This is a genomic window from Marinobacter sp. NFXS11, from assembly GCF_040148675.1.
GTDB lineage: Bacteria > Pseudomonadota > Gammaproteobacteria > Pseudomonadales > Oleiphilaceae > Marinobacter.
The window spans coordinates 236327-251811 of sequence record NZ_JAGDDV010000001.1 but is presented as its reverse complement, the minus strand read 5'-3'; the positions used below and the strand labels follow the sequence as shown (position 1 = coordinate 251811).

Annotated in this window: 21 protein-coding genes; 6 read left to right on the top strand and 15 right to left on the bottom strand. The window is 49.2% G+C overall.

Annotated features, from left to right (window positions below; translation table 11 throughout):
- Positions 1 to 3 precede the first annotated feature (3 nt).
- Entirely contained in the window at positions 4 to 516 is a 513-nt protein-coding gene (locus J3362_RS01200; RefSeq protein ID WP_349517748.1) for an MOSC domain-containing protein, read from the top strand.
- 87 nt (positions 517 to 603) lie between these two features.
- On the opposite strand, the gene rho is transcribed toward J3362_RS01200, so the two are convergent.
- On the bottom strand, positions 604 to 1647 hold the full coding sequence (rho, locus tag J3362_RS01195; protein ID WP_349517747.1) for a transcription termination factor Rho: 1044 nt from the start codon (positions 1645 to 1647) through the stop codon (positions 604 to 606).
- A gap of 148 nt (positions 1648 to 1795) precedes the next feature.
- On the opposite strand from rho, the gene J3362_RS01190 reads away from it, so the two are divergent.
- Positions 1796 to 2338, top strand: coding sequence for a nucleoside 2-deoxyribosyltransferase (locus tag J3362_RS01190; protein ID WP_349517746.1), 543 nt, complete (start codon positions 1796 to 1798; stop codon positions 2336 to 2338).
- 23 nt (positions 2339 to 2361) lie between these two features.
- Here J3362_RS01190 and J3362_RS01185 read toward each other — a convergent pair whose 3' ends face one another.
- Together J3362_RS01185 and J3362_RS01180 are read right to left on the bottom strand one after the other, a co-directional pair.
- The gene (locus J3362_RS01185) at positions 2362 to 2778 is read right to left on the bottom strand and encodes a helix-turn-helix domain-containing protein (protein ID WP_349517745.1); all 417 of its coding nucleotides are present in this window, start codon (positions 2776 to 2778) and stop codon (positions 2362 to 2364) included.
- Between the two features lie 5 nt (positions 2779 to 2783).
- On the bottom strand, positions 2784 to 3095 hold the full coding sequence (locus tag J3362_RS01180; protein ID WP_349517744.1) for a type II toxin-antitoxin system HigB family toxin: 312 nt from the start codon (positions 3093 to 3095) through the stop codon (positions 2784 to 2786).
- Between the two features lie 62 nt (positions 3096 to 3157).
- Here J3362_RS01180 and J3362_RS01175 point away from each other — a divergent pair, with 62 nt between their 5' ends.
- Complete coding sequence (locus tag J3362_RS01175) at positions 3158 to 3367, top strand: hypothetical protein (RefSeq protein ID WP_349517743.1); 210 nt, start codon at positions 3158 to 3160, stop codon at positions 3365 to 3367.
- A gap of 285 nt (positions 3368 to 3652) precedes the next feature.
- Here the strand turns inward: J3362_RS01175 and J3362_RS01170 are convergent, their stop codons facing one another.
- The 6 genes from J3362_RS01170 to J3362_RS01145 all read right to left on the bottom strand — a co-directional run bounded on the left by J3362_RS01170 (position 3653) and on the right by J3362_RS01145 (position 7208).
- Positions 3653 to 4321 (bottom strand): DUF799 domain-containing protein, encoded by a 669-nt coding sequence (locus J3362_RS01170; RefSeq protein WP_349517742.1) that lies wholly within the window; start codon positions 4319 to 4321, stop codon positions 3653 to 3655.
- On the bottom strand, positions 4318 to 4665 hold the full coding sequence (locus J3362_RS01165) for a DUF4810 domain-containing protein (RefSeq protein ID WP_349517741.1): 348 nt from the start codon (positions 4663 to 4665) through the stop codon (positions 4318 to 4320). The genes J3362_RS01170 and J3362_RS01165 overlap by 4 nt, the downstream gene beginning before the upstream one ends.
- Positions 4658 to 4981, bottom strand: a complete 324-nt coding sequence (locus J3362_RS01160) for a hypothetical protein (RefSeq protein WP_349517740.1) — start codon at positions 4979 to 4981, stop codon at positions 4658 to 4660. Before J3362_RS01160 ends, J3362_RS01165 begins: the two co-directional genes overlap by 8 nt.
- Positions 4978 to 5943, bottom strand: coding sequence for a CsgG/HfaB family protein (locus J3362_RS01155; protein WP_349517739.1), 966 nt, complete (start codon positions 5941 to 5943; stop codon positions 4978 to 4980). The genes J3362_RS01160 and J3362_RS01155 overlap by 4 nt, the downstream gene beginning before the upstream one ends.
- Before the next feature lie 243 nt (positions 5944 to 6186).
- A complete protein-coding gene (locus J3362_RS01150; RefSeq protein ID WP_349517738.1) occupies positions 6187 to 6849 on the bottom strand; it encodes a hypothetical protein in 663 nt (220 codons plus the stop codon).
- A gap of 68 nt (positions 6850 to 6917) precedes the next feature.
- The gene (locus J3362_RS01145) at positions 6918 to 7208 is read right to left on the bottom strand and encodes a hypothetical protein (RefSeq protein WP_349517737.1); all 291 of its coding nucleotides are present in this window, start codon (positions 7206 to 7208) and stop codon (positions 6918 to 6920) included.
- 176 nt (positions 7209 to 7384) lie between these two features.
- Between J3362_RS01145 and J3362_RS01140 the strand changes: the two genes are divergently transcribed.
- Together J3362_RS01140 and J3362_RS01135 are read left to right on the top strand one after the other, a co-directional pair.
- Complete coding sequence (locus J3362_RS01140; protein ID WP_219120611.1) at positions 7385 to 8131, top strand: NYN domain-containing protein; 747 nt, start codon at positions 7385 to 7387, stop codon at positions 8129 to 8131.
- A gap of 198 nt (positions 8132 to 8329) precedes the next feature.
- Entirely contained in the window at positions 8330 to 8791 is a 462-nt protein-coding gene (locus J3362_RS01135; protein WP_349517735.1) for an RDD family protein, read from the top strand.
- 135 nt (positions 8792 to 8926) lie between these two features.
- Here J3362_RS01135 and J3362_RS01130 read toward each other — a convergent pair whose 3' ends face one another.
- Positions 8927 to 9433, bottom strand: a complete 507-nt coding sequence (locus J3362_RS01130) for a hypothetical protein (protein WP_349517734.1) — start codon at positions 9431 to 9433, stop codon at positions 8927 to 8929.
- Positions 9434 to 9762: 329 nt separating this feature from the next.
- Between J3362_RS01130 and J3362_RS01125 the strand changes: the two genes are divergently transcribed.
- Positions 9763 to 10194, top strand: a complete 432-nt coding sequence (locus J3362_RS01125; RefSeq protein WP_349517732.1) for a tautomerase family protein — start codon at positions 9763 to 9765, stop codon at positions 10192 to 10194.
- Positions 10195 to 10329: 135 nt separating this feature from the next.
- On the opposite strand, the gene J3362_RS01120 is transcribed toward J3362_RS01125, so the two are convergent.
- The 5 genes from J3362_RS01120 to J3362_RS01100 all read right to left on the bottom strand — a co-directional run bounded on the left by J3362_RS01120 (position 10330) and on the right by J3362_RS01100 (position 15468).
- Complete coding sequence (locus J3362_RS01120; RefSeq protein ID WP_349517731.1) at positions 10330 to 11304, bottom strand: caspase family protein; 975 nt, start codon at positions 11302 to 11304, stop codon at positions 10330 to 10332.
- Between the two features lie 10 nt (positions 11305 to 11314).
- Positions 11315 to 11698, bottom strand: a complete 384-nt coding sequence (locus J3362_RS01115; protein ID WP_349517730.1) for a TIR domain-containing protein — start codon at positions 11696 to 11698, stop codon at positions 11315 to 11317.
- A 78-nt stretch (positions 11699 to 11776) separates the two neighbouring features.
- Entirely contained in the window at positions 11777 to 12748 is a 972-nt protein-coding gene (locus tag J3362_RS01110; protein WP_349517729.1) for a hypothetical protein, read from the bottom strand.
- Positions 12749 to 12923: 175 nt separating this feature from the next.
- The gene (locus tag J3362_RS01105) at positions 12924 to 14066 is read right to left on the bottom strand and encodes a reverse transcriptase family protein (RefSeq protein ID WP_349517728.1); all 1143 of its coding nucleotides are present in this window, start codon (positions 14064 to 14066) and stop codon (positions 12924 to 12926) included.
- A gap of 208 nt (positions 14067 to 14274) precedes the next feature.
- Positions 14275 to 15468 carry a phosphoribosyltransferase-like protein gene (locus tag J3362_RS01100; protein WP_349517727.1) on the bottom strand — a complete coding sequence of 398 codons (1194 nt, stop codon included), beginning with the start codon at positions 15466 to 15468 and terminating at the stop codon, positions 14275 to 14277.
- Positions 15469 to 15485: the final 17 nt, after the last annotated feature.

Below are 15485 nucleotides of genomic sequence, written 5' to 3'. Positions count from 1 at the left end.
CCCATGCCCGAATCGACCCCAATGCAAACCCTGCTGGACACACTGCCTCAATGCGGCCGCGTTGAGTGGATTGGAATCCGTCCTGCACGCGGTGAGCCCATGGAGGTGCTCCAGAGGGCGACGGTCACCCCGGGCAAAGGGCTGGACGGGGATCGATTCAAGGGCCGCGACACCAGCAAACGGCAGGTGACCCTGATCCAGAAAGAACACCTGCATGCCATTGCCTCGTGCCTGCAGCGGGGAGCCATTGACCCCGAGGTTTTCCGGCGCAACATCGTCGTCTCTGGCCTGAACCTGCTGGCCCTGAAAGGCAAACGGTTCCGGATTGGTGGTGTGGTGCTGGAATACACGGGCCTGTGCCACCCCTGCAGCAAGATGGAGACGGCCCTCGGGCCTGGTGGGTACAACGCCATGCGCGGGCATGGAGGCATTACTACACGAGTGGTTGAAGGGGGTGAGCTGGCTCTTGGTGACGAAGTGCAGGCGTTGCTATTACCCCAAAAGGATCAGCCCTGAGCCATCAGCGCACCGGGCCATCGTGACCGGGAAACAACCGCTGTTTCCAGAGTACGGATTTATCTGCCCCGGTTTTCACACGCATCATTAACCTGGCCCGGGGATGTTTTTCAGAAGCTCGGCGTTTGTGGGGTACTTCTCAAGCAGCTCAACCAACTTTTTTGTGCCCTCTAGCGGTTTGAGACCGCCAAGCGCCCGGCGCAATGCTCTTATTTTGTTTAAATCTTTTGGATCCAACAGCAGCTCTTCACGGCGTGTACTGCTTTTCGAAATATCCAGCGCGGGAAAGATTCGCTGATTCGCAACGTCTCTCGATAAAACCAGCTCCATGTTCCCCGTGCCCTTGAATTCCTCAAAGATAACCTGGTCCATACGGCTGCCGGTATCCACCAGAACGGTTGCCAAAATGGTCAGCGAGCCGCCATTCTCAATGTTTCGTGCAGCGCCAAACAACCTCCGCGGTATCTCCATCGCTCGAGCATCCACCCCGCCAGACATAGTACGACCGCTGCTCTTTCGCTCCGCATTATGCACACGCGATAGCCTCGTGAGAGAATCAATCACAATCATGACGTTGCGACCCTCGCCCGCTTGTTGGCGAGCGATATCAAGAAGTTCATCGGCAACGCGAACGTGATGCGCATAGCTTTCATCCGAAGAAGAAGCGTGTACCTCAGCCGGGACGCTACGCCTGAAGTCAGTGACCTCTTCGGGTCGCTCATCTATCAATAACGCGTAAAGTTTAATCTCGGGATACGCCTTTCCCACCGCCTGGCAAATATGTTTTAAAACCGTCGATTTTCCAGACCCCGGCGGCGCAACGATCAAACCTCGCTGCCCCATGCCAATTGGCGTGATCAAATCCATCGCGCGCACCGTGAGCTGTTCGGAACCCAACTCCAGGCGAATCCCCGGCGCGGGATTGATAGCCACAGCATTTAAAAAACGTTTTTGTGGATCAGCCTCACTTTCAACCGGAACCATAGCTTCGGTTTCCGTAGCCACTGGTTTAGGGTCTTTTTTTCGTGTTCCGGTTAAACCTAATGTCTTTCTCGTCATGATTGTTTGATAGCTCTTGTTTGATAGATATTTTTCGACAAACACAGCCCAAGGCAAAACACCAGTGTGCACAAAATAAGTCTGTCCCGATTTTCACTCATACGAACTGTCACGAAAGAACGTGAAAACAGGCTGGCGAGTATGACCACGCTGCACCATTTCTGCTACCTCGAAAATACTGGATGCTATCCTGCAGTTTCATCAGCTCTATGAGGCACCCATGACGAAGCCAAAACGAATCTACCTCGCCGGCCCGGAAGTATTCTTCCCCGCCGCTGAACATCAGGCCATCGTGGCCGAGAAAAAACGCCTGCTTCAGGAAAACGGACTGGAGGGCATAGACCCGCTGGATACTGAACTGGCACTGTCCGCCAACGAGGCGAAATTCAGGCGCGGGCATCGGATCTACCGGGCCAACCGGGAACTGATGGACAGCTGCGAGGCCATCATCGCCAACCTGACCCCCTTCCGCGGCATCAGCGCGGACCCGGGCACCGTTTTTGAGGTGGGTTATATGATCGGACAAGGTAAACCCGCTTTCGGGTTTACCCTCGAAAGCCGATATTACCGGGAACGAGCAGGCGCCACCGACCTGGACGAACTGGGCCATACCATTGAAGACTTTGAAATGAGCGACAACCTGATGATCGAGGGCGGAATCTACAGTTCCGGTGGCCAGCTCTTCGTGGCAGAGCAGCCCGGCGAACACCGGTACTTTTCGGCCGAGCTGTTCCGCCGTTGCGTGAGGGCGATAAAAAAATAAATCTGTCCCGGTTTTTCTCTCTTTCAGAAAAAGAGTACCGGAGACACCCCAAACCGCTTGCCCAGTGCTTCCATGTGTCTGCGGGTCAGTTTTTTTCCTTCAGCACCATTGAGAATTTTACTCACATTGCCCTTTGACCCCAGCTCTGGCAGATCAGCAACCCCAAGCCCGTGTTGGGCCATCAGGGTTTTAAGTACGGCAACACCTCTGTCAGTTTCAGCGACAGCCGCATTAAAGTCAGAAAATTCCGCTGCCTGGTCCTCCCAGCGCTCAATGCTGACAGCCAGAACCTCAATTAACAGTCTATTGGCGTCGTAGTCGTCCACCAACTGATCCATAAGCTCCAATGCTCGCTCATAGTCGTCCTGAGTCTCAATATGGGCGACAAAAGGCACCTGAGCCAACGCTTCTCTGATTTCTAAAAAAGCAGGCGATAACATAAGCCTCACTCCCTATTCCGACGGTATTTGTCGGTCAGCCGATCGTATTCGGCGTGGCTACAAATATGTTTCACGTACATGCGATTATCACGAAACTCAATGAAGGCAATCAGCCGCAAATTGTTGCCTCCAATGTCGATAACCCACCATTTGTCCCTGTATTTGAAGTTGTCCAGCGACGGGAAAACCCGGCGCAACTGATCAGGCGTGTCGAACCTCCCATTTCGCAACGTGGTGTAGGTATTCACCAGCGCGTCCTGATCATTGGGGAACTTCTTGGCCGCATCGTTGAACGGCTTTCTTGAAATTATATGCACAAAACGTCCTTGTTTCCTTTTTAGAAACTTTAGCATGGAGTTTCAAAAAAGGAAACGTGCTCTTGAAACCGGCAAATGCGTTGGCCGAAGATGAGAAGGTCAGCGACCTCGTGAAATTCGAACAACACGATGCGCGCGAAAAACGAAAAGATGCACTTATCGCCTGTGAAGGTGAAGAGAACTTTCTGGGCGTGCAGCGATTTTTGGCCGGCGTTCACCGGTTAACGAGCGAGAGGCGTTTGTTGCGCTTTTTGTACACTTGTTCGAAATAGAGAACGGATGACGGTCACGACCGGCAGATATTTCTGATGAAACAGGCCGGCGGGAATCACGAAAACGCCAGTATCAGTGCAGCCGCCAGCTAGACTCCCGGTGCAATGCTTGCGCCCACTCGGGCATCTCCCATGAAGCGGAAAGGCCCTGCCCTTGGCATCATCCCAAGTAGTAAGTGAGCCTTTATGATTCATTAGATTTTTCCTCTCAGCACATAGGCTTGCCCAAAAAAACAGCCCCAGAAGGGGCCGTTTAAAGTCAAACAGAAGGCGCGAACACCAAAACTATTCAGCACCATTCAACTGCTTATAGTACTGGTCATACACCGGGCTGTATGGCCCTGGAGGCACGCCGTTAGGCCCGTAAAATGCCAACGAATTCGCCTGCCGCGTAAGTGGCAGGTAATTGGGCGCAGCTCTCTCGACTGCCGCAGTGACCGCCATGGCAATAAGGTCAATCAAAGGGTTTCCGGAACTATTGTTATCCGGTGTGTAAGTCATTTGCTGCCGTGCAGACCAGAGCTCTGTACCGTCGGCATTGACAATCCGGTACTCGAAATCCACCTCAGTTGTTGTTGCTAGCAGCATGTACCGCGATGTCCACTCGTGAATTGTCACATAGAGTATGGAATCCGCTTTAAACAAATTCGCCAGTTGTTCCGGCGCTGCCGCATGTGCTTCTGCTGGCTCATAGTAACCTTCGTACTCCAGTAGCGTTTTAACCGTATTCACGGGAAAAACGTAATAACCTTTTTCAGCGAGATAGAATGGCAAGGTTGCCAATACCGACGTCGTCCCCTGCACATCCGTGGTCATATTAACAGGCGGAACCACCAGAACAGACCTCGGTGCCGCATCATGAAATGCGTTCAGGCGATTCGGATTTCCTGGCGTGGCACAGCCTGTGACCAGGGCGACGATGAAAAACACGAGACTCAGCTTCAACGTATTCATTTTCTGGCCTCCAAGTTCTCAATCAACATACCCAGCATCGGCTGACTCTCAGGCCATGCTTCGTATTCCATTTTGTAGTACTTAATTGCGGAATCTACTTCGCCCTGCTCGAGCATAAACGTGCCGGCTTCGGCGTAAAGGCCGGGAGCAATGGGATGCTGCGGCGTTCCGCCTGTTTCAACAAATTCAAGATAGCCTTTCAGAGCCTCTTCTTTGAGCTCCGGTTCGTGGTAAACCACAAACAATGTCTCCTGGTACTGTCCCCACTCATAAAGACCTTGGTTACTGGCACAACCCGTCAACACAACCAGCAATGAGAACATAATAAAACGTTTGTCAGTCATAATTGCCTACCTTCAGAATCCGGTTCGTACCTGCACCCAGATACACTTCTTTCTGAAAAACCACCGTTCCATCCGAAAGAAGCTCTACCTGATGAGTTCCATCAATGATTTTTAGCAAGTTCTCACCAGCCAGATATTCGCGTACATAACCATAGGACACTCCATCAATCCTTAGCTCATAGTATTCTGCAGCCACCGAATTCACCTCGAAAGCGAGGCCTGGGCGATCGTCCACAACTTGGGTGTTTCGCGACGGAGCCTGGACACAAGCCGCCAAGATGAGACAAACCATCGATACCAATAAAACCCTCATCATTTCTTCTCCTTAACGCGCAGATCGCTGAGGTCGTAGCCTTTCAGAGAGCCTTTTAAGACTTCTCCAATCGCCCCCTGATCAAGAGGATCATCTCCAAACAGACTAATCACCTTAAGCTCTGCGACGTCCTTGCCCGGAAGAGATATCGTCGTGCCCGTGGTCTGAGATTTCACTTTCTTGCCCCGTGTTTCGATAGTGAAAACCATCCCTTCACGAACACCCTGATTCTCCCCCCCGCTGATGTAAATCAGACCATCTTCTTGCGCCAGCAGATCTGCCGTCCAGGGTTTCTCGAGAAACAAGCCTGTCATCTTATCTACGGCTGCAGTGACGGCTGCGGCAATAGCCTGATCATTCAGGCTGCCGTCATATCCTGCAGCGGAACCGAACCCCATCGTGCGAGCCTGTTCAGTGGATGAAGAACCCGACCCCGTAACAGACGCAAATACCCGACCAGTCTTCACATCAACCAACCTGAGGTCGACTGTTGCCGTCGCTTCCTGCTTTTTTGACGAAGACAAGAACCCTCGCTCGCCGGTTGTGGCTCGCCCAAACTGGGTTAACGAACCGATAACCAGAGTATCAACACCTGTGATTGAGATTTCCTGCCCGGAGAGTTCTGCCTCCTTGGCCAATAGCTCAATATCTGGCCGCTCAAATACCAGATAACTTTCGCTATTTGCCAAGGCTTGAAGGAACATATCCGTCACTTTGGAGCCAAGCTGATCCTCGGCGTTTGAGCGCAACAAACTCCGACCATAATTAGTCTCGTTGGTAAGGCGACCAACAGCTATCTTCCTTTTGAGACTCAAAGCCTTCGGCTTGCTTGCCTTTAAAGCGGCCTGCTGCGCCTCACGCTGTTGCTCCGCAGATACAGCCGGCTCAACTTCTTTCATTTGAGGCGCTTGCGTAGCGCAGCCTGAAAGAACCCCGAGCATTAGCCAGGGAATTATTTTTTTCATGGACTGGACTCCTATACTTCCAAAGAACGGTGACTCTGATTGCAGCCGATACAAAGAAATTAAACAAACGAGAAGGGATGGCTTACTAAGACGTGGAAGATGGTTCTTCTCTGAACCAGTTGTCATCCCTTACATGTTGCCAGAGCCGATACTCTACAACATGGAAAAACCGAAAAGTACGTTCTCGTCAAAAAACTCTGCTTCTATTATCTTTTTTAGGAAAACCGCCGGACACTGTTCACGTCAGATCTTCCGCAACGCAGCATCAAGGTCCAATTTGCGAAACGTTTGGCGCAAGGTGTCGCCGGCCAGTCGCGCCTCCCATTGCCTGCGCTGTTCCAGCATCGATTCGTCGGCAGGCAGGGAGTCGAGAACGGACAATGCATAGTCGCGGAGCAACTCACTCCGACACTCGATAACAAGATCGGACAACGCCGCAGTACCGGACTCCGAGTAGGCAAAGCACTGCTGGACATTGCGCATGGCGCTTTCCCGTTCAACCGGTGAGATCGCAACCTCTCGCCCCTCGTTGTCGGGAACCAGTAAAACGTTCACGCCCCGCCCGTTAATGGCCTCGGCGGTCTGCTGAGCGTCGTATGGAACGCGGACGTTCTTGTGGTTTGGCCAGATGTCGAACATGCCATAGTCGGCACAGGGGGCCTCCCGCTGAAACGTAAAGAAATCCGGGTAGGCATAAAACTCTGGCCCGCGCTCGCGATAGCGGTCATAGAAGGCGGTAACGTAGGCCATGATGAGGGTCATTGCACCAATGCCCTCAAACCGACGAGGGACAACGATGCCAAGGCGATCGGTATCCTGAAACGACGAAAACAAGTCCGCGTGCGGAATGGCCTCGCCATGGTGGGTGATCTTGAAATCGCTGCCTCGCAGGCTGCTGCTGTGCATGGTTATGTCGAACGCTTTAAGAAAATGGGCCTGTCCCGATTCTCAACGGTCACCCGGTTTCCCGAGCTTCAGCTTTCACGGACAGTGGAAATACCGTCAATCTCAGTAACCGTTTTTGCATCCGCCCGTTCAATGATTTTGAGGAGTGTGGATTGAATGGTTTCGTCTTCCCTGGCATCACCGCCACTTGCGAACGCCTGCTTCTGGGGTTCCGCGCCCTCTTCCTCGGTATACGAAATCACAACCTCGCTGGCTGAATCGGGGGTTTTGCCGAAGTACTCCAGCGAAACCAACGGATAGCCGTGAAAGCCCTTCTTGACCTGCTTTGCGATACGCTTTTTTGCTTTATCCACATTCATATGAACGGCCTGTAGCTGCGGCTGTTGTCTGAGTGCACATCCGCACCCAGTCGATACTATTCGCCAATTCTATGCCCTTAATCCCATCCAAAATAGGTCTGCCCCGGTTTTCCGAGGTTCCGGCTTTACTGCTAGTATTCAGAACCACCATCTGAGACAAGGACAGCTCAAACACGATGAATAGCAACTACAAAATCGCTCTGCTCATCGACTGTGACAACGTCAGTCACCAATCCATCGAAGGGGTACTCCAGGAACTCGCCAAATACGGGGCTGTGAACGTGCGCCATGCCCACGGAAACTGGAACGGTCCGCAACTGGGTGGCTGGATCGAAAAGCTCCACGCCAACGCCATCCGGCCAGTTCAGCAGTTTGCCTATACCACCGGCAAGAACGCTACCGATGCCTCAATGATCATTGACGCCATGGACCTGCTCTACAGCGGCAACGTCGATGCCTTCGCCCTCATGACCAGTGATTCCGACTTTACGCCCCTGGTAATGCGAATTCTCGAAGCCGGTCTGCCCGTCTTTGGTTTCGGCGAGCGCAAAACCCCCATGCCCTTCGTGAACGCCTGCTCGCAATTCATCTACACAGAAAACCTGCGCGAAGACACAGAGGAACCCGATAACGTCAGCAACGGTGGAACGCCAAAACCAACCGTGGAAACCAAATGGGGCCGTAATCAACTGAGGGGCGACACCGTACTAGTCCGAACCCTACGAACTGCGGTGGAACAGACTGCTGACGATGATGGTTGGGCGCATCTAGGAAAAGTTGGCCAGTATATTTCTAATAACAGCTCTTTCTCCCCCGTGAACTACGGGTACAAGAAGCTGAGCGATCTTATCCGAGCCAGTGAACTCTTCGAGATGAGTGTGCGAGATAAGAACGTCTTGCATATCAAAAGCCCAGAAAAATAGCTTTGTCCCGGTTTACCCTCTGATTCAGGCCCAGCTGATAAGACTCATCTTTACGGTAACAATCTGTTTCATTTTTTGAAGTGTGCAAATTGTAGTTAGCTTGGTAACTTACGCCCTGTAATGCCAAACTTCACTGAAGAAGGCCACCTCACAGTTGGCCCGCACGGGAAGCAAACTCATAAATTTAAAGGATGAAGTATGGAATATGATGACCTGGAATACGTCGGCTTTTGGGCTCGAACTGGCGCAACGCTGATCGATTCTATCTTGATAGGTATAATTGTGTTTCCCTTGCTCACCGCGTTCTATGGTGAGTCCTATTGGGATAGTACAAGTTTAATTGTTGGGCCTATGGATTTTCTTTTGTCCTGGGTATTTCCTGCTGTAGCTGTGATTCTATTTTGGATATCAAAACAGGCAACACCAGGGAAAATGGCCGTTTCCGCCAAAATTGTTGATGCCAAAACTGGCAATGCTGCAACAACTGGTCAACTGATCGGACGCTACCTGGCATACTACCTCTCCTTGATACCTCTTGGTCTTGGCTATTTCTGGGTGGCCTTTGATTCCCGCAAGCAGGGCTGGCATGACAAGCTCGCGGGGACAGTGGTCGTGCGGAAGAAGCACCGGGCACCGAAACCCGTTTCGTTCGACACCTGACATACGCATGTCGGAAGGTGTGCAGAGAAGGACAGCTAAATACGGAGAGCAAGGCATAAGACTGCCTTCACATATATAAGGAACCGAAACCGGGAAAGGTCTATGTCGCGAAAAATAGACCTGTCCCGGTTTTCTCTAAGCTGCTCCTCTCTTCCTTAAAGTCTTGACTGAATAGACAACCAGTACCGACAGAGCTATCGAAACAAAGGCTTGGAAAGAGAGAATTCTCAGAGCAAACATCAGTGATGGAAAAACCAAAATCAGCAGCGACCAATAACCATCAAAGAACCGGTAAGTAAGCAGATAACCAACGCCCCAAACCAAGATCAGAATAAAGGTGATAGCAGAGCTAATCTCCTGCAGAACATCAAAATAGCCTAGGCTTGGAGCACCTCCCCGTTCTCCACGGCGCTCCTCAAACCAATCATTGTTTTTCTGATTTAGCTCCTTTAATTCCTGCCACTCCTGCGAATATGGTGAGTTACCTGCACCCTTCATGCTTTCATACAGCTCATCAATTCTCTCTGCATATGGAGAAGGCCCCAGTCTTTGCCCTCCCTCCGAAACAATTACCGGGCTTGCCAAAATCAGTAAAAAAGTCGCCACAGAAAGAGCGAAGGACACAGATAGAATCTTAATCATTAATTGTCGTACCGAAGGTTGCGAATACGGCAGGCGGGGCCCTTAAAGGCTTCGCCCTATCTAACTCGGCGGTCTATCGACTTAGGTGAGGATCGAATTTGAAACCTATAGAAACCGGAGCATGTCAGGGTCCTCCCATCTGATCAAACCGGCAGCTCAATAATCTCAGCAACCACACCCTCTTCACTCACCTGCAACCGCCCCACCGTGATCAGCAGCGTAAATCGCCGGGGCCAGGCAGATGCGCGTTGCTATAGTGAAACAAGCCCGCCTCACCCCCATAGTGGCGAGATCCAGTGCAAACGTACAACCCATGGCAGGAGTTTCCCATGCCCACTTACACCGTCACGGTCGCGAATCTGTCTCTGTCGCCGCAGCAGAAATCACAGATCGCCGAGGCCATAACAGCGGCCCATAATGCCCAAACCGGCGCTCCCCGGTTCTTTGCCCAGGTTCTGTTTTCAGCGGCCGATGAGGGCGACCACTTCGTGGGTGGCAGAATGAACACCGCGCCTCAGGTGTATGTGCACGGCTTGGTGCGGGATGGCAGAAGCATTGAGATCAAACAGGCCCTGATGAGCCAGATGCTTGAAGAGATAGTTCGAGTTGCGGGCATAACGGCTGAGGACGTCTGGATCTATCTGCAGGACATTCCGGCAGCGCAGATGATCGAGTTTGGGCGGTTTTTGCCAGCGCCGGGCGATGAAGCTGAGTGGGAAAAGGGAATGACTCCGGAAAAGCGGGCCAGTTTACCCAAATAACCGCAATAATAGATATGTACCGGTTTTCATACGAAAAATAGATCTGTCCCAGTTTTCCTAACGCCCTGGGTAAGCTGCCGGTACGAAACGCAGCGTAGTACCGGCAGCTTACCCACTTGTGAGGCTTTAAGCACCCTAGATACGCCCTTTTTCTACAAGACGCCTGTAGTGTTCACCGAGCACAGTCAAGCGACACCCTTTGTTTTCCATTGCTGCATTCCACATGTGTGGTGCACCCACAGGGACAACCAGATTAACGCGATTGAACTTCTGCAAAATTGCAAAGGTACGCGTATTCTCAGGATCGGGAGGGGGCATTCCTTCGTCACGGCCCTTCATTTCGGGTTCGAAAGATGGATCAAGCTTAAATTCATGGCCAGGAGACGGGAACAACTCTGTTAGTCTCTGGAGGTCAGAAAGTTGCACGGTTGGCTGAACCTTCTTTAAAGACACAAAGCTCTTAACGTTTGTCTTGAAAACAGGCCTTTGTTCCCATGCTCCAAGAGATTGATCTATGTAGGCATAAACTCCGCCTGGGCTGACGTCGCCAAGCAAATTGGCAGCAACACCATTTAATGCGTCTACGAATAGAGTTGTAAAAACACCCCTGCCATCTTTTTCTGTAGCGTACTGCTCTGCAGTCGAGGCGGTAAGAATCGTGACGCCTTCTGAAATGACAGCATTATCACCGCTTGTGGATGGAGTGCCTGCAATACCTGAATGGCAGCTATCCAAGATGATGATTTTATTGCGCGCCTTCGACCTGTTAGCAATGGCAAGAATATCATTTAGCGAGAGACCATCATCTCCTCGTTTGCAGTCGCTGCCGATAAGGTAACCACCAGTTGATTCAATATACCCGTGGCCAGCGAAGTAGAAGAGTGCAATTTCACTATCACCTTCAAATAGCTGTTCTACATAGTCCTTCAACTGCCCTCTTGTTACTTGGTCCGTCGGCCCGGTTCCGGTAAATATTTGAACGTCAAAGTTTATGGAGCCATCTCCATTTCTTGCTAGAGCCGCTTTTACTGCATGAGCATCATCAACACATCCAAAGAGAGGCGATACATGCTCATAGTGATTAATTCCAACAACCAGAGCCTTTCTCATGATGCCTCCGTTATAGGGTATCTATCCAGCTTTTGATATTGTCCCACGTCCAGTTAACGACCCTTGTACCCTGAAGTTCTGTGGGCAAAGTCGCTGGGCGGTCTGTTGAGCTTCCATATATTCCACGGCGCGGTATACCTTCTTCTTTAGCGCACTTAACTTCCCAAAGCTGGCCATCGGCATTTTTTGTATTCTTAGTTACTATCACTATGACGCCGTCACAGCCTTTGATTTTCGTGCGGCAATTTGTCTTCCATGCAGAGTCCCAAGGCTTTTTAACAGACATATCTACGAACTCGAATGGAGACTTCTCGTTCTTTGCTTGCCCCACTAGAAAGTCGCGAAGTGTCTTGTCTTCCATCGCAAAACTTATAAAAATACGTTTCTTGCTCATTCTATACTCCTTCGTGATGATAATGCCTAACGCATGCAGCGGGGGCGCTACGCCATGAGCGTCCCTTGCTTCAATTCGCTAGATTTCTTGCTTGCCGTCTCCGAAGAGGTCTGATTGGGAGGCTCGCAATTTCTGAGCGTGCTTATAACTCTTTCCTTGCGGAGTCTCGATCGACTGCCTTTCGTCATATTTGCGAATTACAGTTGTCACTACATAACCGGTTATCTCGACCTCACCAACCTCATCCAGCTTTCTAAAAACATTGAGTACACACTCTAAAAACGTGCCATGTTGAAACGTGACTTCTTCTCTTAAAACTTGGTGCTGAAAAGCTGAATCTTGCATTGTGAAGCCAATAACCTGCTCATCATAAATTCCTTTCCACTTGTATCGCCCCTCTCTCAATACAGGGCTTACAACTTCGATATTGGCGTTCTCAATAATTAACGGCTTTATCGAATGCGAAGTCAGTATGAAATGGTGGAATCGCTCCTTGGGAACGTTTCTTTCTGGGGCAAAAGGATTGAGGTTTTGATCTAGAGGGGAAATCCCGATTGATTCTAGGTCATCACGACCACTTAAATTCTTATAGAAGTTCGACCTTCTGACAACTATCTTCGGTTCCTTTTTCAACAAGTGAACAGCGTTGTCTCGTGTAGCATTCTCAGTCCTGGGTTCCACTTCACGTAATTCTTGGCGCAGCTTTTCAATTTGGAGTCTTTTTTCTTCAATACTAAGTTCTGTTAGTTCTTTGCTAAGCGCCTCTTCCTCTGATTCGTATATCTGTGGTGCAAGGGAGACAAGAAGCGCCACAACGGAGAGAATAACACTCAACTGACCGGAATTTTCTCCTGCCCATTTCCAAATCTCTCTCAAGCCACCTTCTGCAAGCGCTTGAGCATCGATCTGGACTGACAACCCAAGAGTAGAGGCAACCTCATGAAAAATCGCGAGTAATTCAGCCTCACAGCGATTGCGAAGAATAGCATCCATGGAGTGCTTGCCATCTTCCAAATAATAATGGAGCTCGATCCCTCCAACTGAAGTCATGCAATTCTCCTTGTAAATCTAACGCGAACAGCAGAGGCGCGACGTCAGGACCGGGGTAAGTCCAGTAGTTATCGATGCGTGTCTACTGAAGTGGGGGAAGTGCACCGCCCCTTACCTGTATTTGTTATATTTTTCGCGCAACAGCAAACCACCGTTTCATAATAAAACCCAATATCTATATCTCAAACTCTAACCAAGGCAATCGATTGTATTTCTCCAAAAATTCATTTCCCTTTTTTGGGTCAATAGAATAAACGTACATAATTAAACCTTTCAGGTGGTTTCTAAATCCAATAACAGACCTAAACCCTCGCTTTCTGCAGTGTTTAGGAATCCCGAATTTTTCAGAATAGAAAAGGTGCATTCGAATAATATCTCTGAGCTCCTGCGGAATAGATGGTCTATCGCTATTCACAATTAGGCCAGTTACAATTTTCCTAGCGCCAGGCGGAATAATATGTGACTTTTTTGGGTTCTCAGTAAAGGAATTATCCCAAAGGACCTTATTGACTTCCCTTTTGAACTGATATACTTCATCGCGAGATGATTTGATGAACGAAAAGCAGAGATCATCCGCATAGCGGCTATATGTTGCATTTTTACTTAAAGCTAATTCATGGAGCTGGGTATCCAGTTCACGACAAACGAGGTTAGACAATGCAGGGCTGCTCGGGGCTCCTTGCGGCAGACTTCCTAAGCAAGTACAGGAATATCCCTCTACTCCTGATTCGTTCCAGTCAATGTTCCATCTTTTCCCGGTTCTACCGGGAGTGATCCGGGTGCATAATCTGGCCATTTCGAAAGAGAGAAGCTTGGAATAGGATAGAGACCTAAATACTCGATATACCTGCCTTTCGGATATATTCGAGAAGAAATTTTTTATGTCTACTTTAAGTATCCAGTCAGCGTCACAATGTTTCTCTGCGTGAGCCTTTAAGGGAGATTTAATTCCATTAACATATGCGAAAGCTGCAGGATGTGGCGATATACCATTTAGTATATTTCTGTTAATCCATGACTGAACAGCCATTAATGGTGGGGCAGGTACAGATATCCATCTTTTGCCACCACTGCGCTTCCTTATAGGGAAATTTCTATATGGATAACCTTCCTGGCCATATTCCGTTCGCGCGACAAAGGAATGCAGTTCTAAGTATTGAGTGCGAGAACAACTAGCTAAATGGGCCAACGAGAATAAAACAGGGATATTCTTTTCTTGGATTTTCCTGCCTTGCTCTATAAGCTTATCTAGATACTCGGGATTAAACCCGCGCTTTATACCTTCTTTATAATAAAAATTGGGATTCCAACGATTCATTTACTTCACCTCACGTAAGTGAGGGTATGCCTCGCGTTTTAAAGCAAAGGCTGGGTGTAGCCCCAAGCGGAGACCACGCGCTTTAAAACGCGAGGCATAGTTCACTCCAGCGAGGGCTACCACAATGAGCAACGGATTCCGCGCTCTACACGCTTCAAAGGGTTCACCCCTCCAAAGCGTGCTGGTGATGGCATTACACCACCGACGGCTAAACTTCACGTTGGAACCCCAAAAACGACGCAGGATAAAAATAATTATAGGCGTCATCATTATCCTGCTTTAATTCAGTGTTCTTTTTGCCTCTTCTTAGAATTTCTACGCCAAAATGAGTTACTTTATTGCCCGAATCAATAAGTCCGTGGTGGCGCAGGTTGTCTAATTTTTCAAACATTTCCTTAGTAGTCAACACCAAAACATTCCGAATTCTTTCAATATCTTTTTTCTTTTCCAGAAACCCTAAAATCATTACGAGCTGGTGATCTCCACCATACTGCTCTATCTGATTGACAATTGATACAGCCAAATCATAATGGCCGACCATCCATAGTTCCTCTGCTGTAGTTTCAGCGGTCATGTCAAAGCTAAATAACGTATAAAGCTCTGAAGGTACGCTTCTTTCTGGAAATAAAGGTGTCCAACCCCTTTTTCCGCTTGACCAAAATATTGCCGGCACGTTATTTGGACAACCATGCTGAAATATAATCGGGCTTAATAACTTCCCATACCCAAACCTTGCATCATATTTTTTTAACTTACACCCATAACTATCAGCAAGTCGTACGAGCTCCTTATTTTCGGCTAAGAATGACTTCTCAACAACAAGGTTAGCCATTAGCCTTGACTTTTCTATTGGCCTTATTTGATTTGCTATATTATTTAAGCCGGTTTTATGGGCAGCAAAAGATAATACCCATATTTTGCACCAACCACGAGAGCACCATGATTTGATTCGCGCTGAAACCATGTTCCTCCACGACTTTATAAAACGGTCGCCGGTTCCTATAAAATCATCGACATATATTATGTGCTTTACTTTACGAGCGCGCATTGAATCATCACGCGGAGTAAGCTCCACATGCTTTGGCAACCTTCGCTCTAAGTTCTTTAATGCGTGAGAAATCCTTCCTGCACTATCATTAGCTGATTTTTTTTCTTTTTCAGCATTGAACTTATTAATAAATGGCTTTGCTACAGGGAAAATTGCGATTGGAGCTTTCTTACCTTCTTTTTTTTCGATATCCTCGATCAGCCCTTCAACGGACTTTTGCAACCACTCTTCAACCTCTTGAAACGGCACAAAGCGCATCTTTTTTAAAAGATAGCTAGCCAAATATTGGTCAGGCAGAGCTGCGTCAAATTGCGACAGCCACTGCTTCACTCTAGGAATTTCCTCGATGGCCACACTTTGTCTCCCTGTTC